Below are 17,097 nucleotides of genomic sequence, written 5' to 3'. Positions count from 1 at the left end.
CTACCCGCGGGCGGAAACTCGATCACGACCGCGGTGTTGTTCTCGTCGAGTCCAAGCGTGTCGTTTCGGTCCCGGTGCCACGCCGTCGGCGCGTCCTGCGCGGACTGGAGGCCACCGTCACGGTGACGGCCGCGAACGCCGCCTCCGCAGGCAGCCCCTCCGCACCCTCGGCCGCCACCACCCCGACCGCCGCCTACGTCGCACCGGCGAACGGCGTCAGCCAACTGCCGCCGAACGTCACGGACCCGACCTCGACGTTGTACGGCATCGCACAGCTGGGAGCGGTGGTCTCCGGCAACGGCCGCTACGTCTTCTACTCGGAGAGCAACGAACCCGCATTCCGGACCGGCATCAACATCGGAGTGGTCCGCTTCGACACCAAGACGGGCACCAAGACGCTGGTGTCAGTTGACGGTGCCGGGCAGGCCCTGGCCGAAGGCGGCTTCGGCATCCCGGTGAGCAGCAGTGACGACGGCAACGTCGTGGCCTTCACGGCCGACACCAACCTGGGCGGCAACAGCTCCAACGTCAACGTCTACGTCCGGAACGTCTCCGCGGCGACCATCACGCTCGTCAGCCGCAACGACGCCGGCGGCCCGAGCGTGGGCGTGGTGCCCGACCGCGGGGTGCGGGTCTCCGGTAACGGCAACCGGTGTTCTTCCAGATGTACGGGACCACCGACATGGCGACACGGACACCGGCCGCGTGCGGGACGACGAGTACGTACCGCTTCGACGTCGCGAGCGGCGCCCTCAGCTACCTCGACCCGAGGCCCGCGAAGCCCGCCAACATCCCCCAGATCAGCGGCTCCACCTGCTTCCGCGAGTACCAGGCCAACTTCTCCGTCTCGGACGACGGCGGCCGGGTCGCGCTCGGCGGCGATCTGACGGTCAGCTGCACGGTGTGCGGCGCCACCGGATATCTCCTGCAGAACCAGACGGTCGTGCTCGACGTTGCATCGGGCGGCACGACCAAGTCCACCTGGTACTCCGCCCTGGCCTACATGACCGGCGAGGCCGGGTACGTGATCAACCGACCGGGCGTGTACTGGCCGCAGCTCAGCGGCGACGGATCCTCGGTGGTGGCGATCACCGGCTACGAAGAGCTCCGTGGCACGGCCGACGGCGTGGTGCGGATCGGGACCGGCAGTCTCACATCCGCACCGCAGTCGAGTACCGCCACACCGAACCGGCTCACCAGCCTGACCACCATCAGCGGCAACGGCTCGGTGGCGGTTCTGACCTTGTCCTACAAAGACGCCTCGGGCGTCTCCCTCCCGCTGTACTTCGCGATGGACATCGCCTCCGGCAGCATGGCCGTCCTGAACCAGGAGCCCGGCGGCGCGCTCGCCAACGGAGTGGGGAACATCCTCCCCGGCAGCATCGACTACGCCGGCGACCGCGTCGTCTTCGACACCGACGCCCCCAATCTGCTGGGCCAGTCGACGGATTCCGGTGAGCGGATCAACGTGATCCTCCAGGGGATCAGCACGCTCGGCGTGTCAGCGCGGGCGACTGGTCCACCTACGGATCGCATTTCCAGGCCCCCATCCAGGAGGACATGAAGGGCCTGATCTTCTACACCAACTTCCGCCCGACCAGGAACAAGCAGAAGTCGCAGTCGTACAGGCAGGGTCTGCCGAGGCTCGAACTGCTGCGCAAGGCGTCGGGAAGCCAGTTGGGTAGGGAGGAGTTCGTGCTCCAGCTGGCCGAGACGGGAATCGTGCCGACGGTGACCTGCAAGGCGGGCGACGGCTCTGGAGGCGACTCCTCCGCCTGGCCCTGGGTCGGCGTCGGTACCGCGGGATACTTCGGCTACCAGGCCTGGTCGAACCGCCTGCCGTCCTGGCTCAGCGATGCGAGCATCGAGCAATTCCTGGAGTCCGAGGGTGTGCAGGTGGGGACATCGGACATCACGGCGGATGTGGGTGTGGACCTCGCGGAGGACGCCTCCATCGCTGCTCTCAGGCAGGCGCTCATCGACGGCGCGGAACGGCTCGGCCTCGAACTCGTGCTGGCGGAGTTGGAGTAACAGGGCGTCAGCCCTTCTGGAGAACGACGGAGGAAGCAGTGCTGCGACGTGAAGGTGACGGAGTGCGTCACTGGCTGGACAAGCAGGCGATGCGCGGCCGGGACCCAGCCAGCCCGCACGTGACGGCCACGTGGGTGACGCTGGGTGATCCAGGGACGGTGGCGGCGCAGTTCCGCGAGGTGGTGGACGCCTTCGAGGCGGAGCCCCTCGTCGGCGAACTCGCCGTCCACCGCGGGCGGGTCAACGTGAACTTCGGCTGGAAGCACGACGGAGGCGCATGGACCCCGGAGCGTGACGAGCGGCTCATGCTGCGGATGGCCGAACCGGACGCTGACGGGGCCAGCGTCCTGTGGCGCGTGTCCGCCGACGAACCTCCCGGAGGGGGTCGTTCCGCATCGAACGTCATTCTGCTGGTGCGGGCAGTCGACCCGGACAACGCGTGGTGGGAGTGGTACCTGCACGAAGAGGCCCGTCCGTTCGCCGGCATGTACCTCGATGCGGCCGGAGAGGCGTTCCTGCGGATTCTGGCTTTGGCGGGACGGTGGCCGGGGACCACGTGGGGGGCCGTGTTCCACGACCACTGGGGTCAGCTCGACAAAGTGCCGTACGAGCGGTACTTCGGGCTCGATACAGCTGCTCCTGAAACGCTCCCGGTGACCCGGGGATATTACTGGGCGAATCTGCTGACGTCGGGTCATACGGAAGAGTTCGGTGGTGTGGATGCGCTGCGGTCGCGGTGTGACGCGGCGGGGGTGCGGGTGGATGCGGTGCCGGGTCGGCCGGATGCGGTGGTCGTGCGCAGCACGCTGCCGCTGACCGGCCTGGACGACGAGCAGCTCGTGGCGCTGCGTGAGGCGTTGGCGCCGGTGACACCGACCAGGCCGTATCGGTACTACTCGGGGCCGCCGTTGCGGGTGTTGAAGGAGCCGGGCACGGCCTTCCGCCGCATCCCGCCGGAGATCGAGTACCCGTGGTTCGAGGACGACGGTGAGCTGACCCCGGACATGGGCACGGCTCGGCACCTCGTGCCCGACGAGGACGGTTGAGCCTTCAGGCAGGTCATCTGGAGTCTTGGTGGACATCGCCGCACTGGCCACCTGGGTGATCACCGCTCCCGGCGGCTTCTACACGCCATGGAAGGCATCTGTCTCTGGTCAAGCGTGACATCGGCAACCTCGCCGCCGCCGACCTCAGCTAGATCACCCGCGCCGTGAAGCACAAGCTCAAGATGCTGCAGTACCGACCGGAGGTCATCGACGGCTGCTTCGCCGGCACCGGCCTGGTCCTGGACGCGTGAACACACTCGTCGGCCGATCGGCGGTAGGCAGGCACGATGAGAGCCGAAAGTCGCTGGTCAGATACGGTGACGGGGTGATCGAAAGGCTGCCTGCCGACGTAGCCGACGTGCTTGCGGCAGTCCTGAACACGGACCATCCGGTTCACGTCACGCTACGAAAGCAGGTTCCGCACCTCACCGTGCGAACGCGCTGCACCTGCGGGTGCGGTACCGCCTGCTTCGAACTCGACACCAGCGAGGTGGAGCCCGCGCCCACCGGTCCAAGTACGGTCGTGGCGGCCGAAGCGCGGCTCGTAGCCGAAGCCGGCGAGTGCCCCGGAGAGGTCCTGGTCTTCACCCAGGGCGGCTAGTGCTGTGACCGCATAGGTTCGCCGGGTTGGGGTTTGCCCGCTTGGAGGTGCCGTGACGTCCCGGTCCAGCGGGGTGAACGGCACCACACCGCAAAGCCGCTGGCAGAATCTCCGCGTGATTCAGAAGAAGCTCGACGCGCTCGCGAAGATGATGGACGAGTACAGGGCCATGCCGTTCCCGAGCGGGTTCCGCGGCCTGGACATCGAGGACCAGGACATGGTCATGCTCGACGCGGACATCGCTGGCTATACCTACCGCGTCCTCCAGGGCCCCCTCCCCGAGCCTTCCCGAGGAGGCTTGATCAGGTTGGTGGGGGTGTTCGAGAAGGTTCTTCCGGCGATCAGCGACGAGTACGCGAGCAAGTTCTACACGCAGGCACGCGACGTGGCCGCGCTGGCCGCCGAGATCGAGGCCATGCGCGACAAGTAGTCCTCCGGCGGAGGACGTTCCCCGGGCCGGCGGTCGTAGCGGTTGGATGTGCGGTGACGTCCGATCCGACCGCTGGAGGTGCGGTGGCCGAGCCTGTCCGTGTGCGCAGACTGACCGATCAGGAAGGACAGCGGCTGCAGCAGATCGTGCGCCGGGGCAGCACCAGTTCGGTGCGTTACCGGCGCGCGATGATGCTATTGGCCTCGGCCGGCGGGAACCGCGTCCCGGTGATCGCTCAACTGGTCCAGGCCGACGAGGACACCGTCCGAGACGTGATCCACCGGTTCAACGAGATCGGCCTGGCCTGCCTGGACCCTCGATGGGCGGGAGGCCGTCCCCGCCTGCTCAGCACTGACGACGAGGACTTCGTCATTCAGACGGCCACCACCCGCCCGGCCAAGCTCGGCCAGCCTTTCACTCGCCCGACCTACGCCTCCTGGGCCAACCCGATCGAAGCCCACTTCGGACCGCTGAGGCAGTTCACCATCGCTAATTCGAACACCCGAACCACACCGTCCAGACCCGGGCCCTGCACGCCTACCTGCGGTGGCGCAACGCCAACGCCCGCCACCGCGACGTCCTGGCCGCCGAACGCAAGGAACGCGCCCGCATCCGAAGCGAGAGAGGCATCCGCTGGGGCGGACGCCCCCTCGCTGCCGCGGCCTGAACAACCCGGTGAACCTATGCGGTCAGAGCACTAGCGCGAATCGTGCGCTACCGGACGATCCGCAGGTGCCACTGAGGCACCTCCTCCGGGACCACTTGGGGGCCAGGAGCCTCCGGACGGCCGTTCGCCAGGTGCGCGCTGAGGGCGGCGCCGGCCAGCTCGATGGACCTTTTGTCCGGGTGCAGATGCCGCATTTCCCTGTCAGGGGACCGGCTGGTTGCCACGCACTACGGGCTGTACCACACCATCTCCGGCCCTCGGCATCACCCTCGGCAATGTCGCCACCGGCTGTGGGACTTCGCCCGACAGCACCACGTCCTATGGCTGGTCTGGCTTGCCCTTACCGCAACCGGGTTCGCCGGTGCGGGCGCCGTTCTCGCGCTCTCGCACATCGGACGGCTCACCGTCTCCCGGCCTGAACCGGTCTGAGGTCGCGGGGACCGGGAGAGCGCGCTGGGTCGCACCACGGGCCGGGGGGGTCGGCACGCCCGTTCTCGCGGCCCGTGGCCGCACGTTTCGCCGAGCCCATGCGTCTGTCCTGTTCAGGAGCGGACGAGCCTGGCGATAGCCGCGGAAGCTTCCTCGACCTTGGCTCGGGCTTCGTCCCCGCCCGCACTGATCGCTTCGGTGACGCAGCACTTGAGGTGTTCGTCGACCAGGGCGACGGCCACCGACTGCAGAGCACGATTGGCCGCGGAGACCTGCGTCAGAACGTCGATGCAGTAGGTGTCTTCGTCCACCATGCGCTGGAGTCCGCGAATCTGGCCCTCGATGCGACGAAGACGCTTGAGGATGTCGTCCTTGCTGGTGCTGTAACCGGCCATGACCGCCTTCGTTCGTCCGCTGTGCATGCCTTTGGTGTACCCCTCGGGGGTAGCGTCCCACCTGAGCGTGCCTCGGCGATACCAGTGGACAGTGATCGGGGCCCTTTCAGGCCCCGGTTTGGAAATTGCGCAGGCGCAGGCTGTTTCCGACGACAAAAACCGATGAGAACGCCATCGCAGCGCCCGCGATCATCGGGTTGAGCAGGCCGGCGGCGGCCAAGGGGAGGGCCGCGACGTTGTAGCCGAAGGCCCAGAAGAGGTTGGTCTTGATCGTTCCCAGTGTTCTGCGCGCCAGCCGGATGGCATCTACGGCGGCCAGCAGATCGCCACGCACCAAGGTCAGGTCCGCGGCTTCGATCGCGGCGTCGGTGCCGGTGCCCATGGCGAGTCCCAGGTCGGCCTGGGCGAGAGCAGCGGCGTCGTTGACCCCGTCTCCGACCATCGCCACAATGCGACCTTCGGCCTGCATCTTCCTGACGACCTCGACTTTGTCCTCAGGCATGACCTCGGCGATGACGTCAGAGGGAGCGATGCCCACCTCGGCCGCGACCGATTCGGCGATGGCCTGGTTGTCGCCCGTGAGGAGTACAGGCGTCAAGCCCAGGAGACGTAGCTGCGCGATGGCCTGTGCGCTGGTGGGTTTCACCGCATCGGCCACTTCGAGGACCGCGCGCGCCTCGCCGTCCCAGGCGACGATGATGGCCGTTCGGCCCGAGCCTTCGGCGGACTTCTTGGCTCGCTGGAGGGACTCTGGCAGACCGATGGACCACTCGCGCAAGAGCCTCTCGCGCCCGACGAGGACGGCATGCCCGTCGACCATGCCTTGAACGCCCAGACCGGGAACGTTGGAGAAGTCCTCCGGCACGGGAAGGACGCCGACTTTGGCAATCGCTCCCCTGGCCACGGCCTGGGCGATGGGATGTTCCGAGGCGTGTTCGAGGGCGCCGGCCAGACGAAGGACGTCGGTCTCCTCCTGGCCTTCGACCAGATGGATGCCCAACAAGCTCATCGCGCCCGTGGTGACGGTGCCGGTCTTGTCGAGAACGATGGTGTCGACCCTCCGGGTGTTCTCGAGGACCTCGGGGCCCTTGATGAGGACGCCCAGTTGGGCGCCCCTGCCGGTTCCCACCATCAAAGCAGTAGGGGTCGCCAGACCCAGCGCGCAAGGGCACGCGATGATCAGAAACAGCAACCGCCGCGGTGAACGCAGCGGTCCATCCGGAACCGGATCCGAGCCAGAAACCGAGTGTGGCCAGTGCCAGGGTGATGACTACCGGTACGAAGATCGCGGAGATCTTGTCGGCCAGGCGCTGGGCAGCGGCCTTGCCGTTCTGGGCGTCTTCGACCAGGCGGGCCATCCGGGCCAATTGGGTATCTCCGCCAACTCGGGTGGTTCGCACCACCAGGCGTCCGCCGATGTTGACCGTCGCCCCGGTGACCGGGTCGCCGATCGCGACTTCGACAGGGACGGACTCACCGGTCAGCATGCTCTCATCCACCGCAGAACTGCCCTGCTCCACGACCCCGTCCGTGGCGATCTTCTCGCCAGGCCGGACGACGAAGACGTCGCCGACCGTCAGGTCGGCAACCGGAACCCGCGTCTCGCGACCGTCGCGCAGGACGCTGACATCCTTGGCTCCGATCTCCAGCAGAGCCCGCAGCGCGGTGCCCGCGCTGCGTTTGGAGCGCGCCTCGAAAAAGCGTCCGGCCAGGATGAACGCGGTGACACCGGCGGCGGCCTCCAGGTAGATATTGCCGCTGCCGTCACTGCGGGAGATGGTCAGTTCGAAGGGGTGCGTCATACCGGGGGTTCCGGCAGTTCCGAAGAACAGGGCCCAGAGGGACCAGACGAAAGCAGCCAGTGTGCCGACCGAGACGAGCGTGTCCATGGTGGCGGCGCCATGCCGCAGATTGGTCCAAGCGGCCTTGTGGAAGGGCGAGGCCGCGTAGCTGACGACGGGTGCGGCGAGTGTGAGGGACAACCACTGCCAGTTGGTGAACTGCCAGGCCGGCACCATGGCCAGGGCGATCACCGGGACGGCGAGTGCGATCGCGGTGACCAGTCTCTGGCGCAACGGCGTCAGGACGTCCACGGTGGGCCGGTTCTGTTCGTCGCTGACATCGGGGGAGACGGGTACCGCGGCGGTGTACCCGGTCTGTTCCACCACACGGATCAGGTCCGCCACTCCCACCTCTCCGGAGGCGTCAAAGGTGACCTGGGCCTTCTCCGTCGCGTAGTTGACGGTGGCCGTGACGCCGTCCATCCGATTGAGCTTCTTCTCGATACGGGCCGCGCACGAGGCGCACGTCATGCCGCCGATCGTCAGCTCGACCTGGTCCGCAAGCAACCCTGCGTCCTGCCCAGTGCTTGTGCTCATCAAATAACTCCTCGCAACGTCACCAGGTCGAGGCCTGTCGGTTCGGCTCCCTATGCCGGATGAGGGAACGGCGGATCAGTGTTCGTGGCCGCCGTGCTCCGGAGCTGAAGGTGCGGTGGTGCTCGGGGTCCCGGCGACGACAGTGAACTCCGCGGTATGCACCGTTCCACCGTGCTGGAAGTCCAGGTAGAGGCGGTAGGTGCCGGCGCTGGGGGCCACCGCGTGGAAGGAGATTCCAGGACCGGCAGGGGTCGTCCCGTCACCTGGGGCGCCTTCCGGATGCACGTGTAGATAGCCCATGTCACCCTGGCGCAGGGCGACCAGATGTCCATAGGCCCCGAGGTAGGGCTGAAGATCGGTGACCGGGCGGCTGTCCCTGGTCACGGAGAGCGTGAGCATGCTGGCCTTCCGGGGAGTCAGGTCGCCGGAAAGCGTGACGGTGTACCCATCCACCGTTGTTGTCCGGGCCGCTGCCGGCAATGCGGCGGGCCGGTAGTCACCTGCGACGGAGACATCCGCGCCCAGCGTCAGGCCGGTACCGCCGGCGGGAACGAAGTCGGCGAAGACGCGGTAGGTGCCGGCCGCGTCGAAGGCGAGGGGCACGTTCCACGAGCCGTCGGGGCTGAGTTGGGGATGGACATGCTGGAATCCGGACAAGTCCCGTCGGGCGACGATCAGGTGCAGAGCCTTCTCGTGCGAGAGGCTGTACCGGGTGACCGCCTTACCGTCGGGACCGGTGATACGGAAGCGAAAATCACGCGCAGCGCCCGTCGTCATCGGCTCGGCCGACGGTACGAGTGTGTAGCCACGCTCGGACACTTCCAGCCCACCGGGCCTCGTGTCGGCGGCCTGTTGGCTCCCTTCGGTGGCGGTCGAGCCGGTATCTCCCTTCGTACCCGTGGCGTCTCCGTGTTCGGCATGGGCTGTCGCGCTCTGGGAACCGACAGGACCGACTGCGTGACCGATACCGAAGGAGGCCGCGAACGTCACCGCCAGACCTGCTGCGAAAGCCCCGACCTTGCTGCCGTTGTTCATCTGTGCCTTGCCTTCCTTTGTGGTGCCGACGCGAACGGTGGCGGGAGAGGGCCGGCATCGACGGGTGGCGATACTTGGGAGCGCGGTCTTACCGACACGTTCCGCAGCAACTGCCCGACGCCTGTTCCGGCTGGTCCGCTGCCGCGACGACTGTGTAGCCGGCCTCATCGACTGCGTCAGCGATCGCCGCGTCGTCGACTGTCTCGGTCGAGGCCACTGTCAGCTCGCCCGTGGGCAGATCGATGTCGACGTCGGTTACCCCGGCGATCTTGGAGATTTCCGTGGTGACGGACTTGACGCAGTGGTCGCAGGTCATGCCGGCAACGGTGTAGGTGGTGCGGTGGCCGTGTGTGGTCGACGTCATGGCGCTGTCCTCTGCTGCTCGAGCACTCCCGGCGCTGCCGGTTGATTGCTGACCAAGATACCCCCAGGGGGTATAAAGTCAAGCGGCTTGAGTGTCTGGGTGGAGCTTGCTGCGCGCTGTTTGTACGGCGCCCGCTCTGGGATCAGGCGTCGGGGCCCCTTGTGGACGTGGCCCCGCCCTTCGGGGCTCGCCGGCCCCACGTGGGTGCGAATCCGGTCGCAAGCGAACTTCTTTCGCCGAAAGCCTGGTCCTTGATACCCCTAGGGGGTACCTTGACGCTTCAAAGCATACCCCCCTCCGGTATTGGAGCGCCCGTCATGTCCACCCCACCCGCCGCTCATCCGCGCCGCTGGACGGCGCTCGCACTGATCGCCCTGGCACAGTTCATGGTGATCATGGATACGTCGATCATTGGCGTAGCCCTCCCTGAAATGCAGGGTGACCTGGGCTTCTCCCAGGAGAACCTGTCGTGGGTGTTCAACGCCTACGTCGTGGCCTTCGGCGGCCTGCTGCTGCTCGGCGGCCGGCTCTCCGACCTGTTCGGCGCCAAGAGGCTCTTCACGGTCGGATGGATCGTCCTCGCCGTCGGATCGCTGACCGCAGGACTCGCGGGCGAGGTGTGGGTCGAGTTGTCCGGACGCGCCTTGCAGGGGGTTGGTGCCGCGTTGATCGCGCCGTCTGCCCTCACCCTGCTGATGATGCTGTTCGGCTCCCGCCCCGCGGAGCTGGCCAAGGCATTCGCCCTCTATGGAGCGGCCGCTCCTGCAGGCGGCACCGCCGGTGTCTTCCTTGGCGGGGTCATCACCCAGTACGCAAGCTGGCCCTGGGTGTTCTACATCAACATCCCCATCGCCCTGATCGTCCTGGCCATCACCCCGGGCGTCATGCCCGCGGCTCCCGCCCGTCGCGGCTCGATCGACCTCGCGGGGGCCGTCACGGTCACTGCCGGACTGGCCACCGCCGTCTACGCCATCGTGCGCGCCCCGGAGATCGGCTGGGGGTCCGCGCAGACCTGGCTGGTCCTCCTGGCAGGAGTGGCGCTGATCGGCGCGTTCATCGCGATCCAGTCCAAGCGGCGGGAGCCGCTGATGCGCCTGGCCATCTGGCGAGCGCCGAACCTGGCCGGTGCCAACATCGCCCAGCTGCTGATGGCGGCCGCCTGGATCCCCATGTGGTTCTTCCTCAACCTCTATCTGCAGCAGGTTCTCGGGCTGGGCGCGTTCGCGTCCGGCTCCGCGCTGCTGCCCATGACCGTCGCCATCATGATCATGATGATCGTCCTCGCACCACGGCTGATTGCCCGCTTCGGCCCGAAGCCGTTGATCGTCACCGGGTTGTTCACCCTGGCCGCGGGCATGGTCTGGCTGTCCTTCGCGCGCGCGGCCGGTACTTTCTGGGTCGACGTCCTGCCCGCGTCCCTGCTGGCGGCCGTCGGTATGTCACTGGCGTTCATCCCCTCCCTGGGGACGGCCCTGTCCAGTGCCCGCCCGGAAGAAGGGGGTCTGGCCGCGGGCATCGTCAACACGAGTTACCAGGTCGGCTCCGCACTCGGTCTGGCCGCCATGACCGCGTTGGCCGCCGCCCACGGCGCCCGGCAACTCGACAGTCCTACCGCCCTCACCAACGGGTTCTCCGCCGCATTCCTCGGCGCCGCGGCTCTCGCCGCCGCCGGCGCGCTCGCCTCCCTGCTCACCCTGCGCACGGCTCCTGCCGCGACCGCGTCGCAGAGCAGCGAGCAGGCCGAAACGGCCGCCACGGCCTGATTGCCGCAGAGCCGTCCGTGAACGCGTGCACGACTCGTCCGGCCTCGCCGGATGCGGACTGACGACTCCGCATCCGGCGAGGTCGGGTGCGTCCATACGCCGCAAGCCGGGTGACGCGCTCACTCGACACCGGTCGATACCGCGCGCGGCGCAGGCTGGCCCAGGTGCCCCACCCGGCATCGGCTTCGACGGCCTGCCAGGTACCGGGCAACGCGCGGGCGACATCATCACCGGGCAAGAACAGGGGGCCTTGAGGTCCGAGTTGGTTGATCCATAACAGCACCCCGTCCGATCGCAGGACGCGGGCGGTCTCCTGCGCGAACAGCAATATGTCGACGGCCACCACGGTACCCACGCTCCCATCGGGGAGCGGGAGGCGCGATGCGTCGGCGCGGATGCGCACGGGTGATCGGCCGCGAGCCTGTTGCAGCATCCTCTGAGAGAGATCGACGCTGATGACGGTGGTGAAGGCGCGGGAGAGGGCGGGTGTGTAGGTGCCCGTCCCCGATCCCAACTCCAGGCAGACCCCTCGGGGAAAGCGACCGCCGCGGTCCAGTGCGTCGAGGACGGGCTCGCTGCGCCCGGAGGCCTGCTCGGTATCCCATCGCTCCGCCAAGGAGTCGAACAGGCCTCCGATGAAGTTCGCTGTCTCGGTGGTCCAGGGCAGGGTGCCCGCGGCGAGGCCGCGCGCGAACGTACGGAAGGCATCGGCCTCGGCCGCAGGAGGTACGGGCTTGTCGGGAGGAGTCGGCAGGACGCGGGCCAAGTGACGGGTCATGCTTGCATTTGAGCACGAATGCGGCCTTCATCCAGTCGCGTTGCATTCGAGTTGTCTGGATTTACGCGCCTACTGGCGGCGGTAGCGGATACGGAACCGACGCAGGAGCAGGCTGTTCCCCACGACGAGAACTGAGAGGAGGGCCATGGCGCTGCCGCCGATCAACGGGTTGAGCAGTCCGGCGGCCGCAAGCGGCAGCATCGCGAGGTGGTAGGCGAACGCCAAAAGCACATTGGTCCTCATCGTCATCAGGATGCGGCGGGACAGGCCTATGGCGTCCGCGGCCGTTCGCAGGTCGCTGCGCAGCAGCGTCACGTCGCCGGTGGCCGGGTTCGCGCCGCTGACGGAGGTCGTGATGACCAAACCGAGGTCGGCCTGCCCGACGGCGGGACAGTCGTCGGTGCCGTAGCCGACCACGGCAACGCGGCGACCCTGCGCTTGGAGCCCCTTGATGGCATCGGCCCTGGCCTGGGGGAGCGCTCCGGCGATCACCACCTCGTCAATTCCCGTCCTCGCCGCGACCGCGTTGGCGACTCCGGGACTGTCACCCGTCAACAGCATCGGGGACAGTCCCAGTGTGCGGAGCTGAGCGACGGCTTCGCGACTGCTCGGTCTGACGGTGTCGGCCATCACCAAGACCGCGCGTGCCCGGTCACCCCATGCCACGGTCACCGTCAGATGTCCCGCGGCTTCCGCGGCCTCCTGGACCTGTCGGAGATTCTCCGGTATCTCCACTGCCCACGCGTGGAGCAGCTGAGGGCGGCCGATGACAATGGCCTGGCCGTCGACGATCCCCTGCACCCCGAGGCCCGGGATCTCCTCGAAGTCCTCGGGCGCGGGGAGGTTGTCGATCCTCTCGCGTGCCGCGGTCGCCACTGCCCGGCCGTGAGGAAGGCGTGAGGCTCCGGCAACGGCACCGGCGAACCGCAGTAGCTGTCCCTCGTCCTGGCCGTCGGCACAGTGAACCTGGAGGACCGTCGGCCGCCCGGCGGTGATGACGCCGGTGGTGTCCAGGACGATGGTGTCGATCGCGCGGGCGGCCTCCAGAATTCCTGAGCCGTTGACGAGGATGCCCAGTTGAGCCCCGCGTCCGGTGCCGGCCAGCAGGGCGGTGGGAACAGCCAGACCCAGTGCACAGGGGCCGGCGGCTATGAGCACGGTGATGGCAGCGACGAGCGCACTCCCGGCGGCGGCCCCCGTACCGAGTTGCAGTCCAAGCGTGGCGAAGGCGAGGACGAGGACGGTCGGCACGAAGAACGCGGAGGCGCTGTCGGAGAATCGTTGAGCCCAAATCCTGCCGGCCTGAGCTGTTTCCAAGGCCTGAGCGGTCCGGGCCAGCTGGGTATCGGCGCCGACCCGCAGGGCCCGGACCATCAAGGGGCCGCCGGCGTTGACGGTGGCCCCTGCGACCACGTCGCCTGCCGATACCTCCTCGGGAGTGGACACACCCGTCAGCAAGGAAGCGTCCACGGCGGAATGGCCCGCGAGCACCTGGCCGTCAGTGGCGATCTTCTCGCCGGGCCGGACCCGAAAGGTATCGCCGATGACGAGGTCCTGAACGGGGACTCGCTCCGGTGCGCCACCCCGGAACACCGTCGCCTCGGTCGCGGCCAGCCGGCGTACCATCCGGAGCACGCTGCCGGCTCGGCGCTTGGAGCAGGCTTCGAAGTACCGCGCGGAGAGGATGAGAGTCGTCACCGCGGCTGCTGCCGCCGGGCACAGGGCTCCCGTCGCGCCCGTCCGCGCGAAGACCCACGAGAAGCCTTGGGCCATTCCGGGGGCGCCGGCGGGGCTGGAACACAGTTCCCACAGCGGCCAGGTGAACATGGTCGTGATGGCGACCGAAAGCAGCGTGTCCATGGTGACGGCACCGTGGCGCAGGTTGACCCATGCGGCTCGGTGCAACGGCCAGGCCGCATAACCGACGACGGGCGTCACCAGAGCGAGTGAAAGCCACTGTGCCGACATGGCGTGCCGGCCGGGCAGGAGAGTCAGCGCCATCACCAGGGCGGTCGACACCATGGCGATGAGCAGTCGCCGACGCAGGAGACGCAGGGCGCACGGAATGGTGGGGGCTGTGGGGGCGGAACCTGACAGGTGGTGTGCCGTGGTCGTGGCGGAGTGCCCCACCGTCCGCACAGTGGCGATCAGTTCGGCGACGGACACGTCACCGTGAACGGCGATCTTCGCCGTCTCCGTGCCGTAACTGACGGTGGCGTCCACCCCGTCCAAGCCGTTCAGCTTCTTCTCCACACGGGCAGCGCACGCGGCGCAGGCCAAGCCGCCGATCGTGAGCTCGACCGCGGTGGAACCGGAAACCGTCGCCTTCATGGCTGCTCCTCCGGCTGCGTGGCCGCGCTGTTACCTCAGATCCGGCCGACGAGTTCGTAGCCGGCGTCATCGACCACCTTGGCGATCAAGCTGTCGTCGGGGGTGCCGCCTGTGGTGACGGTGACATGCCCGGAGGTCACGTCGACCTCGACCGCGAGGACGTTGCTCACCGACTGCAGGGCCTTGGTGACGGAAGCTTTGCAGTGGTCACAGGTCATGCCGGCGACCTGGTAGACGGTCAGGAGGCCGTCACCCGAGAGCGACTCGCCACTCCCGTCGCTGGAGCAGTGGCCGTCGGGGGTGCAGCAGGACGACATGAGTTCCTCCCGGTTGGCGATCGCCGATACCCGTTAGGGGTATTGGACGCCTGGCCATGTATACCCCCTCCCCGTATTCGGTCACAAGGGGGCCGTCGAGGCGTCCTCGTCGCCGGAGCGGAATGACGGGCGGGGTGTCTCTTCGGTGTCTCCGAACGGGCCTCCATGATGTCGTCGATGGCCTGGCTCTTCGGTCAGGGGCGCTCCCGCGGTCCGGGGTGTTGTTCTTAAGCTGACCGGCATGCTGACCCTCGCCAGGAACATCTACGACGCGATCATCGCCCACTGTCGCGCCGACCATCCCGACGAAGCCTGCGGAATCGTAGCCGGACCGGCTGGCAGCGGCCGCCCCGAGCGGTTCATTCCCATGGTCAATGCCGCCCGCTCGCCCACGTTCTACGAGTTCGACTCCCTCGACCTCTTACGGCTGTATCAGGAGTTGGACGAGCGAGGCGAGGAGCCCGTGGTCATCTACCACTCGCACACCGCCACGGAGGCGTACCCCTCACGTACCGACGTCTCCTATGCGTCGGAGCCGGCCGCGCACTACGTGGTGGTCTCCACGGCTGAGTGCGGAAACGGCGCGGGGGCGATCGCCCTCCGGTCATTCGCCATCGTAGGGACGCAGGTCGCCGAGGAGGCGGTACGGATCGTCGAGCCTCCGCCGGTGTCCGAGGTGCATCGTTGGGGCGAGTTCCTGCAGTGCAGCTGGTCTTTGTAGTCACCGCCTGGGCTTGGCGGGGCCCTGGTCCAGACAGCGCGGGCGCCGGGCATCCCCGCTATCTACTATGCATGTGTAGTATTAAGGAGTCTGCTGATCTGACGGGCGCCGGACGCACGGGCGCCCATCTCACGATTCCTTCGGGTGGTCACCATGTCTGACAATGCCCAAGCTCCCCCCGTAGCACCGGCCGTGGAACGCCGCCGGACCAACCTGGCTATCGTCGGTCTGGCCATCGGCATGCTGCTCAGCACGCTGGACCAGACGATCGTCGCGACGGCCCTGCCTTCGGTGGCAACCGACCTGGGCAGTCTGAGTTCGGTGACGTGGGTGGTCAGCGCCTATCTCCTGACCACGACCGCTTCGGCGCCGCTGTACGGAAAACTGAGTGACATCTACGGTCGTCGCCGCATGGTCCTCATCGCGTTGGGCATCTTCATCACCGCCTCAGCGCTGTGCGGATTGGCCCCTAGCGTCGGTTCCCTGGTGGCGCTGCGGGTCATCCAAGGGCTCGGTGGGGGAGGGTTGCTGACGCTCGGCAGTGCGGCCATCGCCGGCCTGGTGCCTCTGCATGAGCGTGGCAAGGCACTCAGCTACACCGGCACGGTCTTCGCCATCGGCAGTGTGGGAGGGCCCCTCCTGGGTGGGGTGTTCACCGATTACCTCAACTGGCGTTGGGTGTTCTACATCAACATCCCGATCGGGCTGATCGGACTCCTCCTGATCATCCGGTACTTCACCGCCGAACACACCCCCGTCCGCGGGGCCATCGACTTCCTGGGATCCGCGCTGCTGGTCTCGGCGGTCACTTGCGTCATGCTGGTCACCGTCTGGGGCGGACGGGACTACGCCTGGGGTTCAACCCAGATCATCGGGCTCCTCGCGATCGGCGCGGTGCTGATCGCGGTGTTCGTGTGGTGGGAGCATCAGGCCCCCAACCCCGTCCTGCCCCCCCACCTGTTCCGCGCCCCAGCGTTCCGTTTCGCGGTTCCCGCCTCACTGGTGCTGGGGATGCTGCTGCTGGGCGCGGTGGTGTTTCTGCCGCAGTTCTTCCAGGCGGTGCGCGGTATGAGTGCGGCCACCTCCGGACTGGCCCTGACTCCGCTCATGCTCGGGGTGTGCATCACGATGACCCTGGTAGGTCGCCGGGTCACCGCCTCCGGCCGCTACCGGCCCTTCCCGATCATCGGCGCGTCCTTGACCCTGGTGGGCTTCGCGGCCCTGACGCAACTGGACGGCTCCACGCCGAACTGGCAGATGGCCGTGGAGATGTTCGTCCTGGGGGCGGGCATCGGATTCCAGATCCAACTGCTGGTGCTCGTCATGCAGAACTCCGCCGAACCCCAGGACCTCGGGGTGGCCTCCTCCACCGCCATGTTCTGCCGTTCCATGGGTGGAGCCGTGGGAACAGCCCTGTTCAGCACGATCCTGGTGCGCCAGCTCTCCGACCGGTTGGCAACCTCCTCCGCGGGAGCGCTGGCTCCTGGTGCGTCGCCGGACGGTCTGGTCCGCCAGGCCATGACATCCAACTCGTCCCTGCCGCCGGCGGTCCGTGCCGCGTTCTCTCAAGCCTTCGCGGATTCCATCCATGTGGTCTTCGTCTGGGCTCTGCCGCTGGCCGGTCTCCTGCTGGTCCTGACGATCCTGGCACCCTCGGTCCCTCTGTGGACGGTGGAGTTCCTGCGAAAGTTCAAGGAGGACCACGAGGCAAAGCTCGCCGAGGCGCGGTTGCAGGCACCCGCGGAGAGCTGATCCACCGACTGCGTGCCGCGGGTCCGGACCCCCGAGGGGATCCGGACCCGCGGCACGTC

At 67.7% G+C, this 17,097-nt stretch carries 14 protein-coding genes and 3 pseudogenes; 10 read left to right on the top strand and 7 right to left on the bottom strand.

The annotated features are described in order from the left end of the window. The first annotated feature begins 682 nt into the window (after positions 1-682). The 7 genes and pseudogenes from M2266_RS32010 to M2266_RS31980 form a co-directional block, all read left to right on the top strand. Positions 683-1,564, top strand: coding sequence for a hypothetical protein (locus tag M2266_RS32010; protein ID WP_277441773.1), 882 nt, complete (start codon positions 683-685; stop codon positions 1,562-1,564). Next, positions 1,561-2,031, top strand: a complete 471-nt coding sequence (locus M2266_RS32005) for a hypothetical protein (protein WP_277441772.1) — start codon at positions 1,561-1,563, stop codon at positions 2,029-2,031. The genes M2266_RS32010 and M2266_RS32005 overlap by 4 nt, the downstream gene beginning before the upstream one ends. A 38-nt stretch (positions 2,032-2,069) precedes the next feature. Further along, positions 2,070-3,077 carry a hypothetical protein gene (locus M2266_RS32000; RefSeq protein WP_277441771.1) on the top strand — a complete coding sequence of 336 codons (1,008 nt, stop codon included), beginning with the start codon at positions 2,070-2,072 and terminating at the stop codon, positions 3,075-3,077. A 430-nt stretch (positions 3,078-3,507) separates the two neighbouring features. Further along, entirely contained in the window at positions 3,508-3,678 is a 171-nt protein-coding gene (locus tag M2266_RS31995) for a hypothetical protein (protein ID WP_277441770.1), read from the top strand. Positions 3,679-3,793: 115 nt separating this feature from the next. Then, on the top strand, positions 3,794-4,108 hold the full coding sequence (locus M2266_RS31990) for a hypothetical protein (protein WP_277441769.1): 315 nt from the start codon (positions 3,794-3,796) through the stop codon (positions 4,106-4,108). An 83-nt stretch (positions 4,109-4,191) separates the two neighbouring features. Next, positions 4,192-4,775: pseudogene (locus M2266_RS31985) on the top strand (helix-turn-helix domain-containing protein). Between the two features lie 192 nt (positions 4,776-4,967). Beyond that, positions 4,968-5,204: pseudogene (locus M2266_RS31980) on the top strand (MFS transporter); the annotation flags it as partial. Positions 5,205-5,317: 113 nt separating this feature from the next. On the opposite strand, the gene M2266_RS31975 reads toward M2266_RS31980, so the two are convergent. The 4 genes and pseudogenes from M2266_RS31975 to M2266_RS31960 all read right to left on the bottom strand — a co-directional run bounded on the left by M2266_RS31975 (position 5,318) and on the right by M2266_RS31960 (position 9,376). Then, positions 5,318-5,599 carry a metal-sensitive transcriptional regulator gene (locus M2266_RS31975; protein WP_277441832.1) on the bottom strand — a complete coding sequence of 94 codons (282 nt, stop codon included), beginning with the start codon at positions 5,597-5,599 and terminating at the stop codon, positions 5,318-5,320. A 106-nt stretch (positions 5,600-5,705) separates the two neighbouring features. After that, positions 5,706-7,977 (bottom strand): annotated as a pseudogene (locus tag M2266_RS31970) (heavy metal translocating P-type ATPase). A 75-nt stretch (positions 7,978-8,052) separates the two neighbouring features. Beyond that, positions 8,053-8,796, bottom strand: coding sequence for a hypothetical protein (locus M2266_RS31965; RefSeq protein ID WP_346780976.1), 744 nt, complete (start codon positions 8,794-8,796; stop codon positions 8,053-8,055). A gap of 304 nt (positions 8,797-9,100) precedes the next feature. Continuing rightward, entirely contained in the window at positions 9,101-9,376 is a 276-nt protein-coding gene (locus M2266_RS31960) for a heavy-metal-associated domain-containing protein (protein WP_277441767.1), read from the bottom strand. Between the two features lie 317 nt (positions 9,377-9,693). Between M2266_RS31960 and M2266_RS31955 the strand changes: the two genes are divergently transcribed. Continuing rightward, positions 9,694-11,139, top strand: coding sequence for an MFS transporter (locus M2266_RS31955; RefSeq protein ID WP_277441766.1), 1,446 nt, complete (start codon positions 9,694-9,696; stop codon positions 11,137-11,139). Here M2266_RS31955 and M2266_RS31950 read toward each other — a convergent pair. The 3 genes from M2266_RS31950 to M2266_RS31940 form a co-directional block, all read right to left on the bottom strand. Next, the gene (locus M2266_RS31950) at positions 11,066-11,917 is read right to left on the bottom strand and encodes a class I SAM-dependent methyltransferase (RefSeq protein WP_277441765.1); all 852 of its coding nucleotides are present in this window, start codon (positions 11,915-11,917) and stop codon (positions 11,066-11,068) included. The genes M2266_RS31955 and M2266_RS31950 overlap by 74 nt on opposite strands. Positions 11,918-11,986: 69 nt before the next feature. After that, positions 11,987-14,248 (bottom strand): heavy metal translocating P-type ATPase, encoded by a 2,262-nt coding sequence (locus M2266_RS31945; RefSeq protein WP_277441764.1) that lies wholly within the window; start codon positions 14,246-14,248, stop codon positions 11,987-11,989. A 35-nt stretch (positions 14,249-14,283) separates the two neighbouring features. After that, positions 14,284-14,565, bottom strand: coding sequence for a heavy-metal-associated domain-containing protein (locus M2266_RS31940; protein WP_277441763.1), 282 nt, complete (start codon positions 14,563-14,565; stop codon positions 14,284-14,286). A gap of 241 nt (positions 14,566-14,806) precedes the next feature. Here M2266_RS31940 and M2266_RS31935 point away from each other — a divergent pair, with 241 nt between their 5' ends. After that, positions 14,807-15,286 carry a M67 family metallopeptidase gene (locus M2266_RS31935; protein WP_277441762.1) on the top strand — a complete coding sequence of 160 codons (480 nt, stop codon included), beginning with the start codon at positions 14,807-14,809 and terminating at the stop codon, positions 15,284-15,286. Positions 15,287-15,439: 153 nt separating this feature from the next. Continuing rightward, positions 15,440-17,038 carry an MDR family MFS transporter gene (locus M2266_RS31930; RefSeq protein WP_277441761.1) on the top strand — a complete coding sequence of 533 codons (1,599 nt, stop codon included), beginning with the start codon at positions 15,440-15,442 and terminating at the stop codon, positions 17,036-17,038. The last annotated feature ends 59 nt before the right edge of the window (positions 17,039-17,097 follow it).

The sequence above is a fragment of the Streptomyces sp. SPB162 genome (genome assembly GCF_029504575.1).
Lineage (GTDB): Bacteria > Actinomycetota > Actinomycetes > Streptomycetales > Streptomycetaceae > Actinacidiphila.
This window is presented reverse-complemented; position numbering and strand designations above follow the sequence as displayed.